Source organism: Noviherbaspirillum soli (assembly GCF_015352955.1).
Taxonomy (GTDB): domain Bacteria; phylum Pseudomonadota; class Gammaproteobacteria; order Burkholderiales; family Burkholderiaceae_D; genus Noviherbaspirillum_A; species Noviherbaspirillum_A soli.
Map to the genome: position 1 here is coordinate 1 of NZ_JACYOX010000014.1, position 19,494 is coordinate 19,494.

Genomic DNA, 19,494 nt, shown 5'->3' on the forward strand with positions numbered 1-19,494 from the left:
ACGTCGTAGCGCAGCGAGAGCGTACCGTTGTAGTCGGCAGATGGAGTGATGGTGTAGGTGCCGTCCTGATTGTCCGTCACCGTGCCATGGTCGGCGGTCAGATTGGACACTGACAGCATATCGCCATCGACATCGCCGAAACCCTGCAACAGGCTTGCCGCAGCCACGATGTATGCGGTGTCTTCGGCGCCCGCAGCCAGCGCAGCGGTAGCCGAGCCGGTCGGCGCGTCGTTGATGGCAGCCAGCGTGATGTTCTGCATGGCGCCCGCAATGCCGCCGTTGCCGTCCACCACGTCGTAGCGCAGCGAGAGCGTACCGTTGTAGTCGGCAGCCGGAGCAATGGTGTAGGTACCATCCTGATTGTCCGTCACCGTGCCATGGTCGGCGGTCAGATTGGACACTGACAGCGTATCACCATCGACATCGCCGAAGCCCTGCAACAGGCTTGCTGCAGCCACGGTGTACGCCGTGTCTTCAACACCCGCAGCCAGCGCAGCCACGGCCGAACCAGTCGGCGCGTCATTGACCGCAGCCAGCGTAATGCTCTGCACGGCACCCGCAATGCCGCCATTGCCGTCCACCACGTCGTAGCGAAGCGAGAGCGTACCGTTGTAGTCAGCGGCTGGAGTGATGGTGTAGGTGCCGTCCTGATTGTCCGTCACCGTGCCATGGTCGGCGGTCAGATTGGACACTGACAGCGTATCACCATCGACATCGCCGAAGCCCTGCAACAGGCTTGCCGCAGCCACGGTGTATGCCGTGTCTTCAACACCCGCAGCCAGCGCAGCCGTGGCCGAACCGGTCGGCGCGTCGTTGACCGCAGCCAGCGTGATGCTCTGCATGGCGCCCGCAATGCCGCCGTTGCCGTCCACCACGTCGTAGCGCAGGGAAAGCGCACCGTTGTAATCGGCAGCCGGAGCAATGGTGTAGGTGCCGTCCTGATTGTCCGTCACCGTGCCATGGTCGGCGGTCAGATTGGACACTGACAGCATATCGCCATCGACATCGCCGAAGCCCTGCAACAGGCTTGCCGCAGCCACGGTGTACGCGGCGTCTTCAGCGCCCGCAGCCAGCGCAGCCGTGGCCGAGCCGGTCGGCGCGTCGTTGATGGCAGCCAGCGTAATGCTCTGCATGGCGCCCGCAATGCCGCCATTGCCGTCCACCACGTCATAGCGCAGGGAAAGCGCACCGTTGTAGTCAGCGGCTGGAGTGATGGTGTAGGTACCGTCCTGATTGTCCGTCACCGTGCCATGGTCGGCGGTCAGATTGGACACTGACAGCATATCGCCATCGACATCGCCGAAGCCCTGCAACAGGCTTGCCGCAGCCACGATGTATGCCGTGTCTTCGGCGCCCGCAGCCAGCGCAGCCGTGGCCGAGCCGGTCGGCGCGTCGTTGATCGCAGCCAGCGTGATGCTCTGCATGGCACCCGCAATGCCGCCATTGCCGTCCACGACGTCGTAGCGCAGCGACAGCGTACCGTTGTAGTCAGCGGCTGGAGCAATGGTGTAGGTACCGTCCTGATTGTCCGTCACCGTGCCATGGTCGGCAGTGAGATTCGCCACCGACAGCATATCGCCATCGACATCGCTGAAGCCCTGCAACAGGCTTGCCGCAGCCACGGTGTACGCCGTGTCTTCAGCGCCCGCAGCCAGCGCAGCCGTGGCCGAACCGGTCGGCGCGTCGTTGATGGCAGCCAGCGTGATGCTCTGCATGGCGCCCGCAATGCCGCCGTTGCCGTCCACCACGTCGTAGCGCAGGGAAAGCGCACCGTTGTAATCGGCAGCCGGAGCAATGGTGTAGGTGCCGTCCTGATTGTCCGTCACCGTGCCGTGGTCGGCAGTCAGATTCGCCACTGACAGCGTATCGCCATCGACATCGCCGAAGCCCTGCACCAGGCTTGCCGCAGCCACGGTGTACGCCGTGTCTTCAGCGCCCGCAGCCAGCGCAGCCGTGGCCGAACCGGTCGGCGCGTCGTTGATGGCAGCCAGCGTGATGCTCTGCATGGCGCCCACAATGCCGCCGTTGCCGTCCACTACATCGTAGCGCAGCGAGAGCGTACCGTTGTAGTCGGCGGCTGGAGTGATGGTGTAGGTGCCGTCCTGATTGTCCGTCACCGTGCCATGGTCGGCGGTCAGATTTGCCACTGACAGCGTATCGCCATCGACATCGCCGAAGCCCTGCACCAGGCTTGCCGCAGCCACGGTGTACGCCGTGTCTTCAGCGCCCGCAGCCAGCGCAGCCGTGGCCGAACCGGTCGGCGCGTCGTTGATGGCAGCCAGCGTGATGCTCTGCATGGCGCCCACAATGCCGCCGTTGCCGTCCACCACGTCGTAGCGCAGGGAAAGCGTACCGTTGTAGTTGGCGGCTGGAGCAATGGTGTAGGTGCCGTCCTGATTGTCCGTCACCGTGCCATGGTCGGCAGTCAGATTCGCCACTGACAGCATATCGCCATCGACATCGCCGAAGCCCTGCAACAGGCTTGCCGCAGCCACGGTGTACGCCGTGTCTTCGGCGCCCGCAGCCAGCGCAGCGGTAGCCGAGCCGGTCGGCGCGTCGTTGATCGAGGTAGATATCACGCTGGTCATGTAGTCCGCCGTCGTCACACTGCCATCGAATGCCGAAATCCTGAACGTCGTCGTCTCGCTGCTTCCCGGCGCCACGCGGTTGGCCGCCGGGGTGAACACCAGGCCATTGACCGCCGCGGTGACTTGCGCGGCCGTACCCGTGACGGTGTAGACGCTGGTGCCGGTGTCGTAGCTGCCGCCGCCGAAGTTCGACAGGCCGCCCTTGGCCGCAATGTCCAGCGAGATCGTGACCGTCAATGTCTCCGACGGGTTGTCGACATCGCCCACGAGCACCGTGGTGAACGGGGAAATGGTCGCGTTGTCGGCGACGCGCTGGTCGGCGGGCATGCCGGTGATCGTAGGCACGTCATTGGTGCCGGTAACGGTGAAGACGAGATTGGCGCTGGCGCTGCCGCCATTGCCATCGCTGATGGTGTAGACAAAGCTGTCGCTGGACACGGCGCCGGCGCCGAGCGCCCGGCTCGCCAGGCCGTTGGCGACATAGTTGTACGAACCGTCGCTGTATATCGTCAGGGTGCCATAGTCGCTGGAGATGACGGCCGAATTACCCGCCGCGACCGCAACCTTGTCCACGCCGGATTCGATAGCCGTGACGGCGAGCACGTCGCCAGAATCCGCGTCGATGTCGTTGGTCAGCACGCCGCGGGCCGCGGCGCTGGCGGTCAAATCCTGGGTGACGCCGACGGCGTCGTCGGTCGCGGCCGGCGTATGGTTTACATGGATGACCGTCAGGCTGACCGTGGCGTCACGGGCCGAGGTGAGCGAGCCGTCGCTGGCCCGGTAGGTGAAGCTGTCCACGCCGGAGAAGGACGCGTTCGGCGTGTAGACAAAGGAGCCGTCGCTGTTGAATTTCAGCGTGCCGTTCGAGGGGTTCAAGACCAGTGCCGCGGACAGCTGATTGCTTTCCTGGTCGAAGTCATTGCGTAGTACGCCGGATGGCCCGACCACGAGCGACGCGCCCTGCTGCAGCGCATAGCTGTCGTCGTTGACCACCGGGGCGGTGTTGCTGCCGACGATGTCGATGGCAATCACCGCTTGCGACGACGCTCCCGCCGCGTCCGATACCCGATAAGTAAAGAGGTCGGTGAGCACAGAACCCGAAGCGAGCGTGGATACCGCGGCATTGCCGCTATTCGGCGTATAGGTAAGGCTGCCGTCCGCGTTCAGCGTCAGGCTGCCGTACTGGCCGACCAGCACCTGCCCCACGGTCCCGGCGGCACCGCCGGCGATCCCGACGCCCGTCACCGACAGCCTATCCGGGACCGGCACTGTGTCCGGATCGCGGTCGTTGCGGAACACGTCGCCGGCCGACACGGCCAGCGCCTTGTTCTTGTCCACCGCATAACGGTCGTTCGCCGCGACCGGCGCGTCGTTGGCGCCGGTGATCGTGATGGTCAGCGTGGCGCTCGCGGCGGCGTTGTTATTGTCCTTGATCACGTAGGTGAAGACTTCGCTGGCCGTCTGCCCGGCGCCGAGCGCATAGGCGGCAGCGGCATTGGCGATGTAGCTGTAGCTGCCATCCGGATTTAGCGTCAGCTCGCCGTAGACGCCGCTGATGGTTACGCCGCCTGCTGGCACCGCGACCGGCGTGCCGCCGACGCCGGCGCTGACCGCGGCGACCGCGATCGTGGCGCCGGCGTCCGGGTCGCTGTCGTTGACCAGCACGCCGGGAGCGGCGCCCATCACCTGGCTTCCCTGAAGGACTGTCGTCGCGTCGGCATTTGCCGTCGGCGGCGTGTTGGCGGCGACATAGCTGGCGACGAATACGCCGTTGGTGTCGCCCACGCCGTTGCCTTCCCACGCAATGGCGGCGCTACCGAGCGGACTCATCGCCACCACTGGTGCCTGCTGGTTCTGCGCGGTGGTGGTGTTGACCAGGAATGCCGCGCCGACAGCGGCGCCGCCTGCGTCATAGCGTTGTGCGTAGACGCCGGTCGAGCCGCCGTTGTCTTGGCCGACGCTGGACCAGGCGATCAGCACGTTGCCGGCGCCGTCGATGGCGGCGCTGGGATGGCTCTGGTCGTTGACGGTGATGCTGTTGACGCGGAATTCGCCGCCGGCGGCGCTGCCGTCAGGGTTGTAGCGCTGCGCATAAATGCCGTTCTTGTCCCCATCCTGGTTGGCGCTGGTCCAGGCGATCACGGCATAGCCATTGCCGTTCATGGCTACCGTGGGCGCGATCTGGTCGTTGGCGTCCCAAGCGTTGACGCGGAAGCTGAGTCCGCTGGGCATGCCGAGGGCAGTAAAGCGCTGCGCGAAGACAGACTTGCCGGTGCCGCCGCTGTCGCTCTGCCAGGCAACCAGAAAACTGCCGTCTTTGGCAATGCCGACCGAAGGCGCAGACTGCGTGGCGCCGATATTGACCGGATTGGCCTGGATATCCCCGGAGAGCGCGTTGCCGAGGCGATCGAAATGGCGCACATAGACATCGTTGTTGACGCTGCTGGCCCAGGCGATAACGAACTGGCCATCAGCGGCTACGGCGATGGCGGGCGAGGTCTGTTCGTTAGCGGTGAGCGCATTCACGACGAATTCCGAGGCGATCTTGTTGCCGGCCTGATCGAAGCGCTGCGCGCGTATGCCCCAGCCCGATTCGCCGAGGTCGCCGCTACGGCTTTGCCAAGTCACGACGAAACTGCCGTCGGCAGCCATGCCGACCGCGGCATTCTGCTGCTCGTCGTGAAAGCTGGTGTTGACCTGGAACTGAATGCCGACCGGGTCGCCATGCGCGTCGAACAGTTGCCCAAAGATGCCATGCCTGTCGCCGTCCTCGGCCTTGTCCGCCGTCCAGACCACCACCGTGTTGCCATTGGCCCCGACGGCCACCGCGGCCTGCGTCTGGTTGTCGCCGGCGTTCCCGTTGACCAAGGTTTCCAGCAATCCGCCCCACGCCTGCTGCGCTGCCGCCGTGAACGCGACGCCGGTCTCGATACGGCCGGTCGCATATTCCAGGGTCCAGTCACCGTGCCGAGTTGCCGCGCCGGTGAGGTCGTCGCTGGCCGCAACATCGGCGCCGGCCAGCGCGGCGAACTGGCGCACGAAGGCCTGGCCGACGTCATCCGCCGCCACGTCGCAGCCGTAAAGCAGGATGTCGCCGCCGGGCTTGAGTGCGTCGCCCCAGAGGCCGATCTCGCCGGCGCGCGCCGCGAGCTCGGCGCTGTCGAGCCGGGTCGCACCCAGCGCGAGTTCGCCTTGGGCGCCGTGCGACAGGATGTGGATCGCCGACAGGTCCTGCCGTCCGGCCAGGGCCTGGCTGATCTGCGCGATGCTGTCGCGGTTCGGATCCAGCACCAGCACCTCGATATCGCGGCCGTCGCCGGCCAGGCCCTTGAGCAATGTGTCGCTGTTCTCGATGTCCGCGCCGACCACCAGCAGCTCGTGCGTTCTGCCATCGCTATCGGTGACGCCGGCCGTTCCCTGAAATTCCCCGCCTTGGCCGACGATGCGCTGCTCCACCACCGGCTGCGCGCCGGCGAGCGAGACGCCCAGCAGCGCCGGGTCCGCCGAGTACAGCAGGCGCGGCTCGATTTCTTCCATGCGCGGCGCGCTGCGCGCCGGCTGCGCCCGCATTGCCCATGCATCGGCGAGGCGCGCAAGGAGACGCGAGATCGGGAACCTGGTGTAGCCTGCGGCGGCGCGCCGCGGAAAGGGCATTGTCACGTGCGGCTCTTTCCTACATGCGTCGGCCTGGGGCGCCGTTCAGCGTCAGGCCATGATCCAGCTTCAACGGAGCGCCGGACGGCACGGTGGCGCTCGCCGGCGCCGGCGCGGGGCTCGGGCCGGTGGCAGCATCGAACTCGGCGCGGCAGCGCAGGCCGGCCGGGATGCGGCCGTCGGCGTTGGGCAGCAGCAGGCGCGCGCGGAAGGTGCCGCTGGCCGCGTCCAGCACCCGGTCCACCAGCGTGACCCGCGCCGGCAGCGGCGCCATGCCGGGCAGATCGGCGGCGATGCGCGCGGCGCTGCCGGCATGGACGCTGCCGTACATCGCCGCCGGCAGGATCACTTCCACCCTCAGCGGATCAATCTTCGCGATGCGCGCCATCGGCTTTTCCTCGACGCGTTCGCCGGCGCTGAAATAGCGCTCTGCCACCACGCCATCGAAGGGACTGCGGATCGTGCGCTCGGACAGCCGCGCGCGCGCCAGCTGCCATTCCTTTTCCAGCGAGCGTTTCTGTTCGCGCACCTGCAGCAGCTTTTCCTCGGCGACCCGGGTTTCGGCCAGCGTCTGCTCCAGGGCTTGCGCGGAAATGAATCCCCTGGCTTGCAATTCCTGCGCCCTGTCGCGGCGCTGGTGCGCGAGGTCGGCATTAGCCTGCGCGGCGCGCACTTCGGCCTCGGCCCGGTAGCGCGTCTGCGCGACTTCGGTTGATGCTCGCTCGACGTCGTCCTGCAGCACCGCGATCACTTGGCCTTTCCTGACGCGGTCGCCGCGCTCGACCAGCATGCTGCGGATCACGCCGGCGGCCGGCGTGCCGACCTCGGCGATGCGCTCCGGTTCGATCAGGCAGCCGAGCGGCCCGGCGCCATGGGCATAGGTTGCGGCAAGCGCGGCGAGCATGCCGGCGGCGATGCGCATAGAAGTCTTTTTCGTTTTCATCCTGTTTTCCTCATTCGGTGCGGCCGCTAAAGGAGAGCCAGCGCGCCATTTCCCTTTCCTGCCGCAACAGCAGGCGGCGCTGGCGCCGTTCGCGCCGGGCTTGCCGCTGCTGCGCGAAACCCAGCAACATCAGCGCCAGCCGGGCGCGCCAGCCGCGCGCGGCGCCATTGTCGTCGCAAGAGCGGCGCAGCCAGCGTGCGAGCGTCGCGCCGGCGAGCATCCGGCCGTCGAGGGCGACAAGGCGCTGCGCACTGCCCGGCTGGCCGGCGCGCGCGCAGCGGCCAATCAGCTGGCGGTCGATGCGCGCGGACGGGTTCTGCTGACAGCAGATCACGTGCAGTCCTCCGCTTGCCGCGGCGGCCGGCGAGAGCGCGATATCCGTGCCGCGCCCTGCCATGTTGGTGGCGACCGTGATCGCGCCCGGCATTCCGGCCGCGGCGACGACGGCTGCCTCGTGCCGATCGAAGCGCGCGTTCAGCACCGCGTGCGCTAGTGCGGCTTCAGACAATACGCGCGAGAGCGCCTCGGAGTCGGCGACGCTGTCGGTGCCGATCAGCACCGGCCGCCCGGACGCAGCCAGGCGCGCCGCATCCCGCGCCACCGCGCGCCACAGGGTCGCTGTGTCGGAAAATGCCGCCGGCGGCAGCAGGGTGCGCCGGCTGGTGCCGCGCAGCGGCACGCCCACAAGCGCCATGCCATAGGCCTGGAATAGTTCGCGCCGCGATTCGGCCAGGGTGCCGCTCATGCCGCACAACCACAGGTAGCGCGGGAAGAAGCGCTGATAGCTAATGCGGCTCGCGGTCTGCGCCGGCGGGCTCAGCGCGCAGCCTTCTTTCAGCTCGACCATCTGCTGCAGGCCGCCGGACCAAGCCCGGCCCTCGGCGCTGCGGCCGGTGGTGTCGTCGATCAGGCAGACCTTGCCGCCGCGCACATGGTAATGCACGCCGCTTTCAAGAGTGTCGCGCGCAAGGATCGCGGCGCACACTAAATCTTCACCGCGTTGAGCCGCGCTCCACGGCGGCGGCTCGTGGCGCGCGGATTCAGCCAGCAATGCGCGGCCGGCGCGGGTCAGGCGCGGCGCGGCGGCGCCCGCATGATGAACGCCCGGCAGCAGGCGCTGCGCCAGGCGCCAGGCATGAGCGAATTCCGCCTGCTCCCGCGGCGAAGCCTGCGCGGCTTCGGACAGCACCAGCGGCACCCTTGCTTCATCGATCAGGATAGAGTCGGCTTCGTCGACGATGGCCATGCACAGCCCGCGCAGCAGCGCGGCTTCGCCGCCCCTGCGCACGGCCAGGCTGTCACGCAGGTAGTCGAAGGCCAGTTCGCGCGCGGCGCACCAGCAGATGTCACAGCGATATGCCCGTATGCGGGCCGCGACATCCATGGTCCCGGCCACCGCGCCAGCGGACAGCCCGAGCGCCTCGGCCAGCGGCCGCAGCTTCGCGCAGTCGCGCTGCGCCAGGTAATCGTTGGCAGTAACGACATGCACCGGCACGCCGGCCAGCGCCGCGGCCAGCGCGGCAATGCCGGCAGCCAGGGTCTTGCCTTCGCCGGTTGCCATCTCGGCCAGCCTGCGTTCGAGCAGGATGCGCGCGGCCAGCAGCTGGGTGTCGTGCGGCTCGATGCCCAGCGTGCGCTGGCAGGCAAGCGCAATCAATGCAAAGACCTGGGCAAGCAGGTTGTCTTCGAAGCCGTCCCGGGCGAGGAGCGCGCGTAGCGTCGCCAGCCGTGCCGCGCCTTCCGGCGCCGGCAAGAGTTCGAAGCGGCGCTGCCAGCGCCGCGCGTCGGCGATAAAGGCGCGACGACGGCGCGCGCGCAGATCGGGCAGCGCGACTGGCCAGGCGGACAGCGGCGCGCGCCGGGCCTCCTCGTCGCGCTGCGGATAGGGACCGAAAAGCAGGCCCGGGGCCGGGACTGCCTGCCTGGGCTGCAGAGCCTTTCCTGCCACCTCAGCTTCCTCCACCGAGATGGCGCAGCGCGAGCTGGCGCAGTGAGTGCGCCCATTGCAGCGCCAGCGGCGAGCCGCCCAGGTCAAAGCGCACCAGGGCGCGGCCGCCGGCGCGTGCCGGCGCATCCCTTGGCAGGCCAAGGTCAATGGCGAACATCGGCTCCAGAGCGCGCAAGTGATCCGCATCGGCCGGGTCGGTCGGAATGTCGCCGCCATTGCGGTCGGCCAGCGCCTTGTCCGGCAGCAGCTTGCTGGCGGCCGGTATGTCGCGCAGCCGCGTGGCCGGCAGGCTGGTGCCAGGCGCGGTGTCCAGCCAGGCGGATATCGTCTTCGTGCGCTCGCGCAGCAGCGCGGCATCCGCATTGGGCACCACCGCACGCAGCACCGGCGCGCCGGGCGGCAGGACGTTGCCGAGCAGCGCGCCCTGCTTCATCCAAGTGCCGGGCAAGTCGTCCTGTCGCGGCAAGGCCATGCGCCCGGCGCTCTGTGCGCGAATGGTGAGCTGGGCGATGCGCTCGTCCAGCCGCGCGACTTCGGCGCTGGCGTGGGCAAGCGCGCTTTCGATGGCGACGGCCTCGGCGCGCCGCGTGTTCAGCAAGCCGTACTGCTCGGCGCGCAAGGCATCGAGCCGGCTCACCGCCTGGTCGCGGGTGTCGCGCAGGTCCGGGTCGTCGAGCACAGCCAGCACCTGGCCCGAAACGACTTCCATGCCGTCGCGCGCGCGCAGTTCGACGATCCTGCCCTCGACACCGGCCCGCAGCTGCGCCTGCTCCGGCAGCCAGACCAGCGCCGGCGCGGTCACGCTGTATGGCAGCGGCAGCACGAAAACGCCGATGGCTGCCAACAGCAATGAGCCGACCAGGGCAATGCGGGTACGCGGCCGCTCGACGTCGCGCAGCACGTCCCGCGCCATGCGCGCACTGGCGGCAAGCGGCGCGCGCGCCATCGACAGCAGCAGCAGCGCCGCCACCAGCAATCCCAACCAGACTGATCGGTCGGCAGCCCACAGCACCGTGTGCCAAGCCAGGAACAGGCGGAACGCCAGCGCCAGCGGCGCATAGGCGAAGAGCCACTTGGTTTCGCCGGCCGCGGCCGCGAGCGACGCGGTCGGCGCGCCGCGCAGCAGACGGGCGCCAAGGCCGGACCACCAGGCGCGGCTTCGCGCCTCGAGGTTGGGCAGATCCCGCAGATCGCACAGCAGGTGATAGCCGTCGAAACGCAGCAGAGGATTGCCGTTCACGGCCAGGGTCGACAGGCCGGCGATCAGCATTGCGACAAAGGCAATGTCACGCGCCAGGCCGGACGCGAGGTCGGTCCAGGCATAGAAGGCGAGCGCCGCGATCGCAAGCTCGATCATGATGCCGATGCCCGAGACCAGGGCGCGCTGCGAACGCCGCGCAAAGCCGTCCGCGGCCGAGGCATCGACATAGGGGACAGGCATCAGCAGGTAGGCGGTAAAGCCGACCTCGCGCACCGTGCCGCCGAAGCGGCGCACCGCGAGCGCATGGCCGGCCTCGTGCAGGGCCTTGATCAGCGGGTACAGCAGCCAGGCCAGCGCCAGCGTGCGCGGCGCATCGGCATGCGCGGCGGCATACGCTTTCAGCTCGGGCCACCAGCGCGGCAGCATGGTCAGCGCCGGCAGCAGCAGCGCCAGCCACAGAAGGAAACTCGCGCGCGACAGCAGCCGCGGCAGCAGCGGCGCGGCACGTTCCAGCAGCGCGGACGGGTCGAACAGCTTCACGCGGATTGCCAGCGGGTTCAAAGCCATCCAGCGCTGGCGGCTTTCGCGCTGTTTCTTTTGCCGGAATTGCGCGCCCAGGTCCGGCGGCAGTTCGCATTGCAGCAATTCCGCGCTGGACAGCTGTTCCAGCAGCCGTATCGCCTCATCCTGGCTCAGCACGGCGTCGCCTTCCCGGCACAGCTGCGCTTCCCAGGCGGCGCCGACGCTGGTCTTGCCATCGAAGCAGCCGACGAAGCGCCAGGCTTCGCGGTTGAGCCGGTGGCGCCGGCCGCTGGCGGCATCGATGAGCTGGTGCCAGACCTGGTCGCGCTGCCGGCGGCGGCGGACCAGAACATGCGCGCGCAGCCGCGGACGCAGGCCGGCCACGCGGTACCAGTGCTGGCTGTGCAGGGCTGTCATCCCCACCACCCGGCCGACCACAGCGTCAGCTTCAGCCAGCCGGTCAGGCGCCGCAGCACGATCCCGGCCAGCGAGCGGCGCGGCGCATCGATGCGGGCGATGCCTTCCAGGCCCGGCCGGAGCGTTGCAGAAGCGGAATCGAGCCGGCCTTCGGCTTCGAAAAAGTGGCGGCCGTCCCGGGTGACCGCGACCGGCGCAATGCGCAGCACCGAGAATGAAATCGGCTGCTCAGGCAGCGCGGTCAGGCGCAGCCGCCCCGAAGCGCCGCTGGCGACATCGGCGATGTCGCGCTCGTCGATGTCGACGATGATGCGATAGCGATCGCTCGGCGCAACCACCAGCAGAGGGTTCCCGCGCTGCACCGGCGCGCCGAGCGACTGGGCCAGGTCCCCGCTGATCACCACGCCATCGAAAGGCGCGGTGATGCGGGCGCGCTCGATCTGGCGCGCGATCGTTTCCAGACGCGAGCGCGCCTGGTTCATTTTTGCTTGGCTGGAAACCAGCGCCGTGCGGTCCGCCTGCGCCAGTGCCGCACCGTAGGCGCCTTCATATTGGCCAAGTTCGCCTTCGAGGCGCTTCTGCTCTAGCACCAGATCCTGCTGTGCCAGTTCGGCCAGCACCTGCCCCTGTTTCACCAGGTCTCCCGGACGCGCATTGACCTGTTGCAGGTAACCATCGTCCGGTGCGGTCAGGGCACGCTGGATTGCCCCTTCCAGGCGCACCGGCGCCACGATCTGGTTCGATACAGGAACCAGGCAGAATCCAGCTGCGGCTAGTGTTGATGCGGCGAGCAGGGCCGGAAAGCGCCAGCCGTGCTCGCCGCGCAAGCGCGAACCGGCGTGCCGCAGCGTGGCAGCGGCATGAGAAGCGAGCGAACGTTCGCTATCGTGCAGCAGCAGCAGCACCGGCGCAACACACGCAAGCAATAGCTCGCACCAGGCTTGGTCAGCGGCGTCGAAGACGCGCTCGCCGTGGCGCTCGAGGGTGAGCGCGCCGCGCAGGCGGCCGGCATGGAGCAGCGGCACCGAGAAAACCGCGCCGCCGGCCTTCTGCGCCAGGGCAGCATGCGCGTGCGTGATGCGCGGCTGCGCATCCAGCGAGGGATGGCCCACGGTCGCGGCCTGGTCGATTGCTTCGGCCATCGCTTCGGCGATCAGCTCGGCCAACTCGCCGCACGCAGCGACGCTGACGCCGTGGGACAGCGCGACGACGTCGATGTGGCCACGCCGTTCCATGCCAATGGCGACCCGCTCTGCATCGAACAGCCGCGCCAGTCCGGTCGCCAGCGCGGCTGCGGCGGCGTCGAAACCTTCCTGGCGCATCATCGATGCCTGTAGCTCCAGCGCCACAGCCGGGGCTGGCGGCCGCGCCACGACCGTGCCCGGAGTCTCCAATATTTCCATGTAAACGATGTGGGGTGCTGTTGAACAGGCCGTCACGCAGGCAATCCTGGCGTCGGCCGGACGAATATCCATTCTTAATTTCCGAATGGCAATAATAAAGAAAACGTTCGGTTATCGGCAGTAAAATTCAGAAACTTTCAAATCTGCTGATGCATGAATGACACGATCGCCACTCCCTTGTCCCGGCATCATGTCTGCCCGGCAAGGTGATAGTGGAGCAAGAATCCGTCGTTTTTCCAAACCGTCCGACGGTCAGGACACCATCCCCGAAAACGCATCCTTCAGGTCCCTGACCACGCCGGTGGTGCCTGCATCGTAGCCGGGCAACTTGCCGACCTCGGCCTTGAACCGCATGGTCTTCGGGAAGAAAGCACTTCCAGAAAGCGACCCGGGAGCCGCTCCGGTTCCACCAGCATGGAAGCTGCCTTCCGGCAGATGGAAGGCATGCAAGGGCTGCAGCACAGGACCGGCGCGACCCATGGAGCGGCACGATGCGCCGTACAAGCTGCCTGGCGCCCTGGCCGGCCGGCGCGCCGATTTCTTCTGCGGCGCCGTTCTGGTCACCAGCCGCTCGAGCTGCGGGATGGTGCAGAGGACTGCCACGCTGGGCATCGGCATGCTGGCCGCGGTGTCGGCTCCGACCGGCCTGGCGGCCCGGCCGGCCGAGACAGCCGGCATCAGCCTGGCCGGCTTCGTGCGGTGCCAGTGGCTTGAGCAGGCGGGAGAACATGGCGCGGCACCTCTGCGCCGGAGCGTCAGGGATGCGATCAGCCGGCATGCCGATCTCATCCCTTAGCTTCCGTCTTCCGGCATGGGAGATGGCGATGGCGGGCATGCAGCTTGTTTTGCCCTGGAGCAGAACGCAGGAAAATCGTTGGCCCGGCTAGAGCGAATTTGGCCAGACTAGCCTCATGCCGCAGGTTTAGGCGCGGCGCAACCTGCATCCTGCACATACCCCTGATGCTGTAGGGTGGAATACCCCGAAGGGGCATTCCACCATGCGTGGACCGGAGAAGGTCCTTGAGATGGTCTTTGCGGTATGCGACCGCGGTGCAATGCCCTTCGGGTATTGCACCCTACTCACCCTCGGGCGACTCTTCCAAAGGCAATCCTGCTTGATCGGTTGATGCCAGTCAGGCTGGAAATGCCTTAGGGATGCATGCGGAAGGCAGCAAGCCGCCTGCCGACCTTTCCTCAGACAGGCAGCAACAGGCGATACCCCACTGCCGGCTCGGTCACGATATGCCGCGGCCGGGTCGGATCGTTCTCCAGCTTCTGGCGCAGGTGGCCCATGTAGATGCGCACATAATGCCCGTTGTCCGCCTGCGCCGGCCCCCACACTTCCCGCAGCAGCTGGGCATTGGTGACCACGCGCCCTGCATGGTTGACCAGCACCATCAGCAGCCGGTATTCAGTCGGCGTCAGATGCACCGTTTCTCCGGCCTTGCAAACCAGGCGCGCCTGCAGGTCCACGCGGACATCGCCGAATTCAATCATGCTCCCGGCCTCCCCTTCCGGCCGGTGCTGGCGGCGCAGCGCAGCACGCACCCGCGCCAGCAGTTCGCCCAGGCCGAAAGGCTTGGTGAGGTAATCGTCGGCGCCAGCATCCAGCCCGCGGATCTTGTCCTGCTCGTTGGTGCGCGCCGACAGGATGATGATGGGCACCGGCGACCATTGCCGGACGCTGGAAATGAAACCGATGCCATCGCCATCCGGCAGGCCCAGGTCGAGGATGACCAGGTCCGGGCGGCGACTGCCGGCGTCGATCAGGCCGCGCTTCAGGTTGTCGGACTCGAAAACACGCCAGCCCTCCGCCTCCAGCGCGGTGCGCACGAAATGCCGTACCTGCGGCTCGTCCTCCACCAGCAAGGCGACAGGCTGGACTTCACTCATGATCCTCTCCAGATGCCATGGCTTCCGCGTCCGGCAAGGGAGGCGGTGTGCCCAGCGGGATAGTGATGATGAATGCAGCGCCTCCCTCGTCGACGCGGCTGGCGCGGATGCCGCCGCCATGCGCTTCGATGATGGCACGGCAGATCGCCAGTCCCAGCCCCACGCCGGGAATCGCGGACTCCCGCTCGCCGCGAGAGAATTTGTCGAAGATGGTCTCCTCGCGGCCCGGCGGGATGCCGGGTCCGTTGTCGGAGACGGCCAGCCGCATGCTGTCGCCCTCCGCCTCGACCCCTATGGTGATGGCGGAACCGGCGGCGGTGTATTTCACGGCGTTCTCGATCAGGTTGCACAGCACACGCTCGATGAGCACCGCGTCGATCTGCACGATGGGCAGGTCCGGCGCCAGGCGGGTCACCACGCCATGCGCGCACAGGAGCGGTTCGCTTGCTCGCAGCGCGCTGCCGATCACTTCATCAATGGGTTGCCACTCCCGGTTCAGGCGAATTTCACCGCTGGTAATGCGTGCCATGTCGAGCAGGTTGGCGACCAGCGTGCTCATGCGCAGCGCCTGCTGGTGCAGCGCCTCTGCCATGCTTTTCTGGGCCGGCGACAGCGCTGGCCTGGACAGGGTCAGCGACTCGGAGAGTCCAACCAGCGAAGTCAGCGGCGTGCGCAGGTCATGGGACAGGGCCGACAGCAGGGAATTGCGCAGCCGCTCCGACTCCATGCGGACCTGCGCCCGCTGCGCCACCTCGATGTAATGCACCCGCTCCAGCGCAATGGCGGCCAGCATGGCAAAGGTGTCGAGATGCCGTCTCTGCTCCGGCGGGAAGGGCCAGCGGTTTGCCTCCAGCGAAATTGCCAGTATCCCGCGGGCGCGCATCGGGGCCAGAAGCGGCAGGTAAAACAGCCGGCTGTCGGGAAACGGGCCATTGCCCATGCCAGCCGGCATTGCATGGTCAAACGCCCATTGCGCCACGTCGATATCGAGCGATGCCGGCGCCACATGCGCATACCCATCGGCGCCGGGGGCCGGCAGCTGGAGCCGTCCCGCCGCGTCAGGCAAAAGCATGACGGCCTGCGCGTTGAATGTCTTGCGGATGAAGGAACGGGTGACGTCCAGGATCTGCCCGGATTGCAGCACCCCGGACAGTTCCCGCGCGAATTCATAGAGCGCCCTGGCCTGCGCTTCGCCGTGCGCAGCGGCAGTGGCCTGAAGTCGCAGCCTGGCGGTCATCTCGCCGGCGATCAGCCCGACCGCCAGCATGACGGCGAATACCACCAGGTATTGCAGGTCGCCGATGGCGAAGGTAAAGCGAGGCGGCACGAAAAAGAAGTCGAACAGCGCAACGCCCAGCACGGAAGCGAGGATGGCCGGGCCACGCCCCAAACGCATGGCCACCAGCACCACATTCAGCAGGAACAGCATCACGATATTGGCGGCTTCCAGGCGTCCATACATCGGCATGGCAAGGAGCGCCGTGGCAGCACAGGCAGCCAGGGTCCAGAGATAGGCACGCACCCCGGCCGCGTGAAACGGCGCAGGGATGGCGTTGCCGTCATTTCGACCGGAAAGACCGGCAGCGGAAACCTCGGGCTTGTAAGCTGGCATGCGAGATCAACAGGAGGCGGTTGGATGGCGCATTTTAATGCCGCGCTCAGATTTCCAGCTTGGTGCCCAGCTCGATGACCCGATTGGCCGGCACCCGAAAATAATCCGCCGCATCACGGGCATTTCGGTACATGGCGGCGAACAGGAATTCGCGCCACATGGCCATGCCAAGGCCGGCGGTAGGCACCACGGTCTGGCGCGAGATGAAGAAGGAAGTCTCCATCATGCTGAAGTCCAGTCCATGGGATTTGCACAGTTCCAGCGCACCCGGGATATCCCGCTCGTCCTTGAAACCGTAGGCGACGTCGACTTCGTAGCAGCCGTTGCCGAGCGGCCTGACTTTGACCCGCTCGGCGTCGCGCACCGTGGGAACGGAAGCATGGATGACGGTCAGGAAGATGACGCGCTCGTGCAGCACCTTGTTGTGCACAAGGTTATGCAGCATCGCATGCGGCACGCCCTCGCCCACCGGGCGGAAGAACACCGCCGTGCCTTCCACGCGCGGCGGCGGGGACAGGAACAGGGAATGCAGGAAAGCCTCGATCGGTATGGCATGGCCTTCCAGGCTCCTGAACACGATCTCGCGTCCGGTCTGCCAGGTCAGCATCACGGTGATGATCACCGCGCCCATCAGCAATGGGAACCAGCCGCCTGACATGAACTTCAGGGTATTGGCGGCGAACAGGATGATGTCGATGGCCAGGAAAAACCCGGTGGCGACCCAGCACACAAGCAGATTGTATTTCCAGCCGTAGCGGATCACGAAGAAGGTCAGCACGGTCGTGGCGAGCATGGTTGCCGTCACCGCGATGCCATAGGCCGCGCCCAGCCGGTCGGAGGAACCGAAGCCCACCACCGCCAGCATGACCGCGGCCATCTGCATCCAGTTCACCAAGGGTATATAGATTTGTCCGACTTCATGCTCCGATGTGTGCACGACCCGCATCCGCGGCAATACGCCGAGCGAAATGGCCTGGTGGGTCATGGAGAAGGTGCCGGATATCGTCGCCTGCGAGGCAATCACCGTGGCCATGGTGGCGAGCAGCACCAGCGGGTACACGCTCCATGGCCCGAGCTGCTGGTAGAAGGGGTTGGACAAGGCTTCCGGCTGGTGGAGCAGCAGCGCGCCCTGCCCGAAGTAATTCAGGGTCAGCGCCGGCGCCACGACGCCGGCCCAGGCGATGCGTATTGGTCTCTTGCCAAAATGCCCCATGTCGGCATAGAGCGCCTCGGCGCCGGTAAAGGCAAGCACGACCGCGCCCAGCGCGACGAAAGCCACCCAGCCGTTTCGGAACATGAAGGTCACGGCATGCACCGGGTTCAGCGCCGCAAGAATGGCTGGCGCCTGCACGATATTGATCACGCCCATCGCCGCCAGCACCGCAAACCAGAGCAGCGTGATGGGTCCGAACCACTTGCCGATGCCGGCCGTTCCACGGCTCTGGACCATGTAGAGGGCAAGCAGCACCGCCAGGGTGAGAGGCACGATATAGGGCTTGAAAGCCGGCGTGGCCACTTCCAGGCCTTCGATGGCGGACAGCACCGAGATCGCCGGCGTGATCACCCCGTCGCCATAGAACAGCGCCGCGCCGATCAGTCCGACCAGAAGCAGCGGGCGATACCAGCGTGATGCCTTGCCGACCGAGGACAATGCCAGCGCCATGAGCGCCATGATCCCGCCTTCGCCCTGATTATCGGCGCGCAGCACCAGGGTGACATATTTCAGCGAGACAATGACCATCAGGCCCCAGAAGATCAGGGAGATCACGCCGAGCAGGTTGGCCTGGGTGAGTTGCAATCCATGCTCAGGCGAAAAGACGGTCTTCAGGGTGTACAGCGGGCTGGTGCCGATGTCGCCGTAGACGATGCCGATGGCGGTGAGCGTGAGGGCAGCGAGCCGGCTGCGCGTGGCGGACGAAACCGGAACGGCGGCGGCGCCATCGAGTTGCACTGCGGCTTCTGTTTGCTTGGTGGGGACTGAACTCATCGGGAGAATCGGGTGGAATCCAAAGGAAACAACCGGCTGCCCAAAAACGGGGCGGCCCGGCCAGCCCTTTGCAGGATAGCGGGCCAGCCATAAAATTTTTGTAAAAAGACGGCAGCGGCCCCGTTGGCCGTGCCAGGCCTGCGGCATGGCTGGCGGCGCGCAGCGGCCTGTCTCCCTCCGCGCAACACGGGGCCGGAGGCCATGCGTGGGACTGATGTCTTCCTCGCGATAACCGGGCGCGGCAGGATGAGAGCCAGTACCGCTACCGTGGATGCAGTGCCTTTGAAGATTGCTGTCCGGCGGGGTCGTGATTGTCCTGACCGTCCCTGGTCTGCCCTGTCCAGTCCCCTTCCCGGCATGCCCGCAACCCAGGGATGATCACCAAAGGATGTCATTGGACGAGCGCTGCGGCGCCAATCCAGCGCCGTTGTCGGCCGTGAAAGAGTTACTGGCATTGCCGTATCGCCTCACCTTGTGCAGCAGGCACACATAACGTCGGCAGGCAATCAAAAAGGAAACCGGATTGCGCGATCCTGATACGCACCAGTGCCTGGGGAACCCGGAATCGTGGCAATGCTGGAATTGTTGACTCCGCCAGGCAGGAAAGACATCCCTTGCCAGACAATCAATAAAGAAAAGAAAACCGATATGTTGCTCGCCTTTAAAGAGAATTCCCTGCCGCAAAATGAAGCGGTGGATTTCGATACCTATGCTTCGCCTTATCTCGACAATGCCTGGAACCCGGACCGCTTCGAGCTTCTGTCGCTGCAAGCCCACCCGAACGGTGTTGAGCTCCGCTTGCGTGTCGCTGAATATTTTGGGCAGGGACGCGTTCCCTTTCATCTTTCCAACATCGCCGCCGCTACCTGGCTGCAGCAGATGGGCGTCATCTTTTCCCGCTGGCTGGACGGGGATACCGAGAAATCCAGTTTTGTCGACATGATCGAATTTTCGATACGCTGCAACAGGCCGATCAAGGAAACCGAAGAGCTTGTCTTCAGCGCCGTGCTGGAAAGATCGCGCAGCTTCAGGGGCGGACGCCTCCATGTCGCCCGCTTCAGCGTGCAGAACGACAGCTATACCGGCAAGGGAACCTTCTATTACGCAGGCAAGGATTCACTGAAACAGCTTGCCCTGCAGGCCTGATGTCCGTTTCATGCCAATGCCAATCCCAATCCATCACGTCCCGGATGAAACCGATGGATTTTTGGATCTTGCAAGACGGGTGAGGCGTCAACAGCCCAGCTATCGACGACGATCCCAACGCAGCCAGGCGGAGAAAGACGCGGTTTCATCGGACGTTATGGGTTGGGTCTGGCATCACAC

General features: G+C 66.3%; 10 protein-coding genes. 2 read left to right on the forward strand and 8 right to left on the reverse strand.

The window, feature by feature from the left end; translation table 11 throughout:
- The 5 genes from IGW04_RS12330 to IGW04_RS12350 all read right to left on the reverse strand — a co-directional run.
- Nucleotides 1-6,242 (reverse strand): cadherin-like domain-containing protein (locus IGW04_RS12330; RefSeq protein WP_228527064.1); only part of this gene is annotated, 6,242 nt, incomplete at its 3' end.
- Nucleotides 6,243-6,261: 19 nt separating this feature from the next.
- On the reverse strand, nucleotides 6,262-7,185 hold the full coding sequence (locus IGW04_RS12335) for an efflux RND transporter periplasmic adaptor subunit (RefSeq protein ID WP_194713383.1): 924 nt from the start codon (nucleotides 7,183-7,185) through the stop codon (nucleotides 6,262-6,264).
- A 10-nt stretch (nucleotides 7,186-7,195) separates the two neighbouring features.
- The gene (locus IGW04_RS12340; RefSeq protein ID WP_194713384.1) at nucleotides 7,196-9,133 is read right to left on the reverse strand and encodes a preprotein translocase subunit SecA; all 1,938 of its coding nucleotides are present in this window, start codon (nucleotides 9,131-9,133) and stop codon (nucleotides 7,196-7,198) included.
- A gap of 1 nt (nucleotide 9,134) precedes the next feature.
- Complete coding sequence (locus tag IGW04_RS12345) at nucleotides 9,135-11,273, reverse strand: biotin/lipoyl-binding protein (RefSeq protein WP_194713385.1); 2,139 nt, start codon at nucleotides 11,271-11,273, stop codon at nucleotides 9,135-9,137.
- A complete protein-coding gene (locus IGW04_RS12350; protein WP_194713386.1) occupies nucleotides 11,270-12,748 on the reverse strand; it encodes an efflux RND transporter periplasmic adaptor subunit in 1,479 nt (492 codons plus the stop codon). The genes IGW04_RS12345 and IGW04_RS12350 overlap by 4 nt, the downstream gene beginning before the upstream one ends.
- Nucleotides 12,749-13,154: 406 nt before the next feature.
- Here IGW04_RS12350 and IGW04_RS12355 point away from each other — a divergent pair, with 406 nt between their 5' ends.
- On the forward strand, nucleotides 13,155-13,472 hold the full coding sequence (locus tag IGW04_RS12355) for a formate dehydrogenase accessory sulfurtransferase FdhD (protein WP_228527057.1): 318 nt from the start codon (nucleotides 13,155-13,157) through the stop codon (nucleotides 13,470-13,472).
- 398 nt (nucleotides 13,473-13,870) lie between these two features.
- Here IGW04_RS12355 and kdpE read toward each other — a convergent pair whose 3' ends face one another.
- From kdpE to IGW04_RS12370, 3 genes are read right to left on the reverse strand one after another with little or no spacing between them, the layout of a single operon-like run.
- Complete coding sequence (kdpE, locus tag IGW04_RS12360; RefSeq protein WP_194713387.1) at nucleotides 13,871-14,569, reverse strand: two-component system response regulator KdpE; 699 nt, start codon at nucleotides 14,567-14,569, stop codon at nucleotides 13,871-13,873.
- Entirely contained in the window at nucleotides 14,562-16,181 is a 1,620-nt protein-coding gene (locus tag IGW04_RS12365) for a DUF4118 domain-containing protein (RefSeq protein ID WP_194713388.1), read from the reverse strand. The genes kdpE and IGW04_RS12365 overlap by 8 nt, the downstream gene beginning before the upstream one ends.
- Before the next feature lie 46 nt (nucleotides 16,182-16,227).
- Nucleotides 16,228-18,168, reverse strand: coding sequence for a potassium transporter Kup (locus tag IGW04_RS12370; RefSeq protein ID WP_194713389.1), 1,941 nt, complete (start codon nucleotides 18,166-18,168; stop codon nucleotides 16,228-16,230).
- 573 nt (nucleotides 18,169-18,741) lie between these two features.
- Here IGW04_RS12370 and IGW04_RS12375 point away from each other — a divergent pair.
- Entirely contained in the window at nucleotides 18,742-19,314 is a 573-nt protein-coding gene (locus IGW04_RS12375) for a hypothetical protein (RefSeq protein ID WP_194713390.1), read from the forward strand.
- Nucleotides 19,315-19,494: the final 180 nt, after the last annotated feature.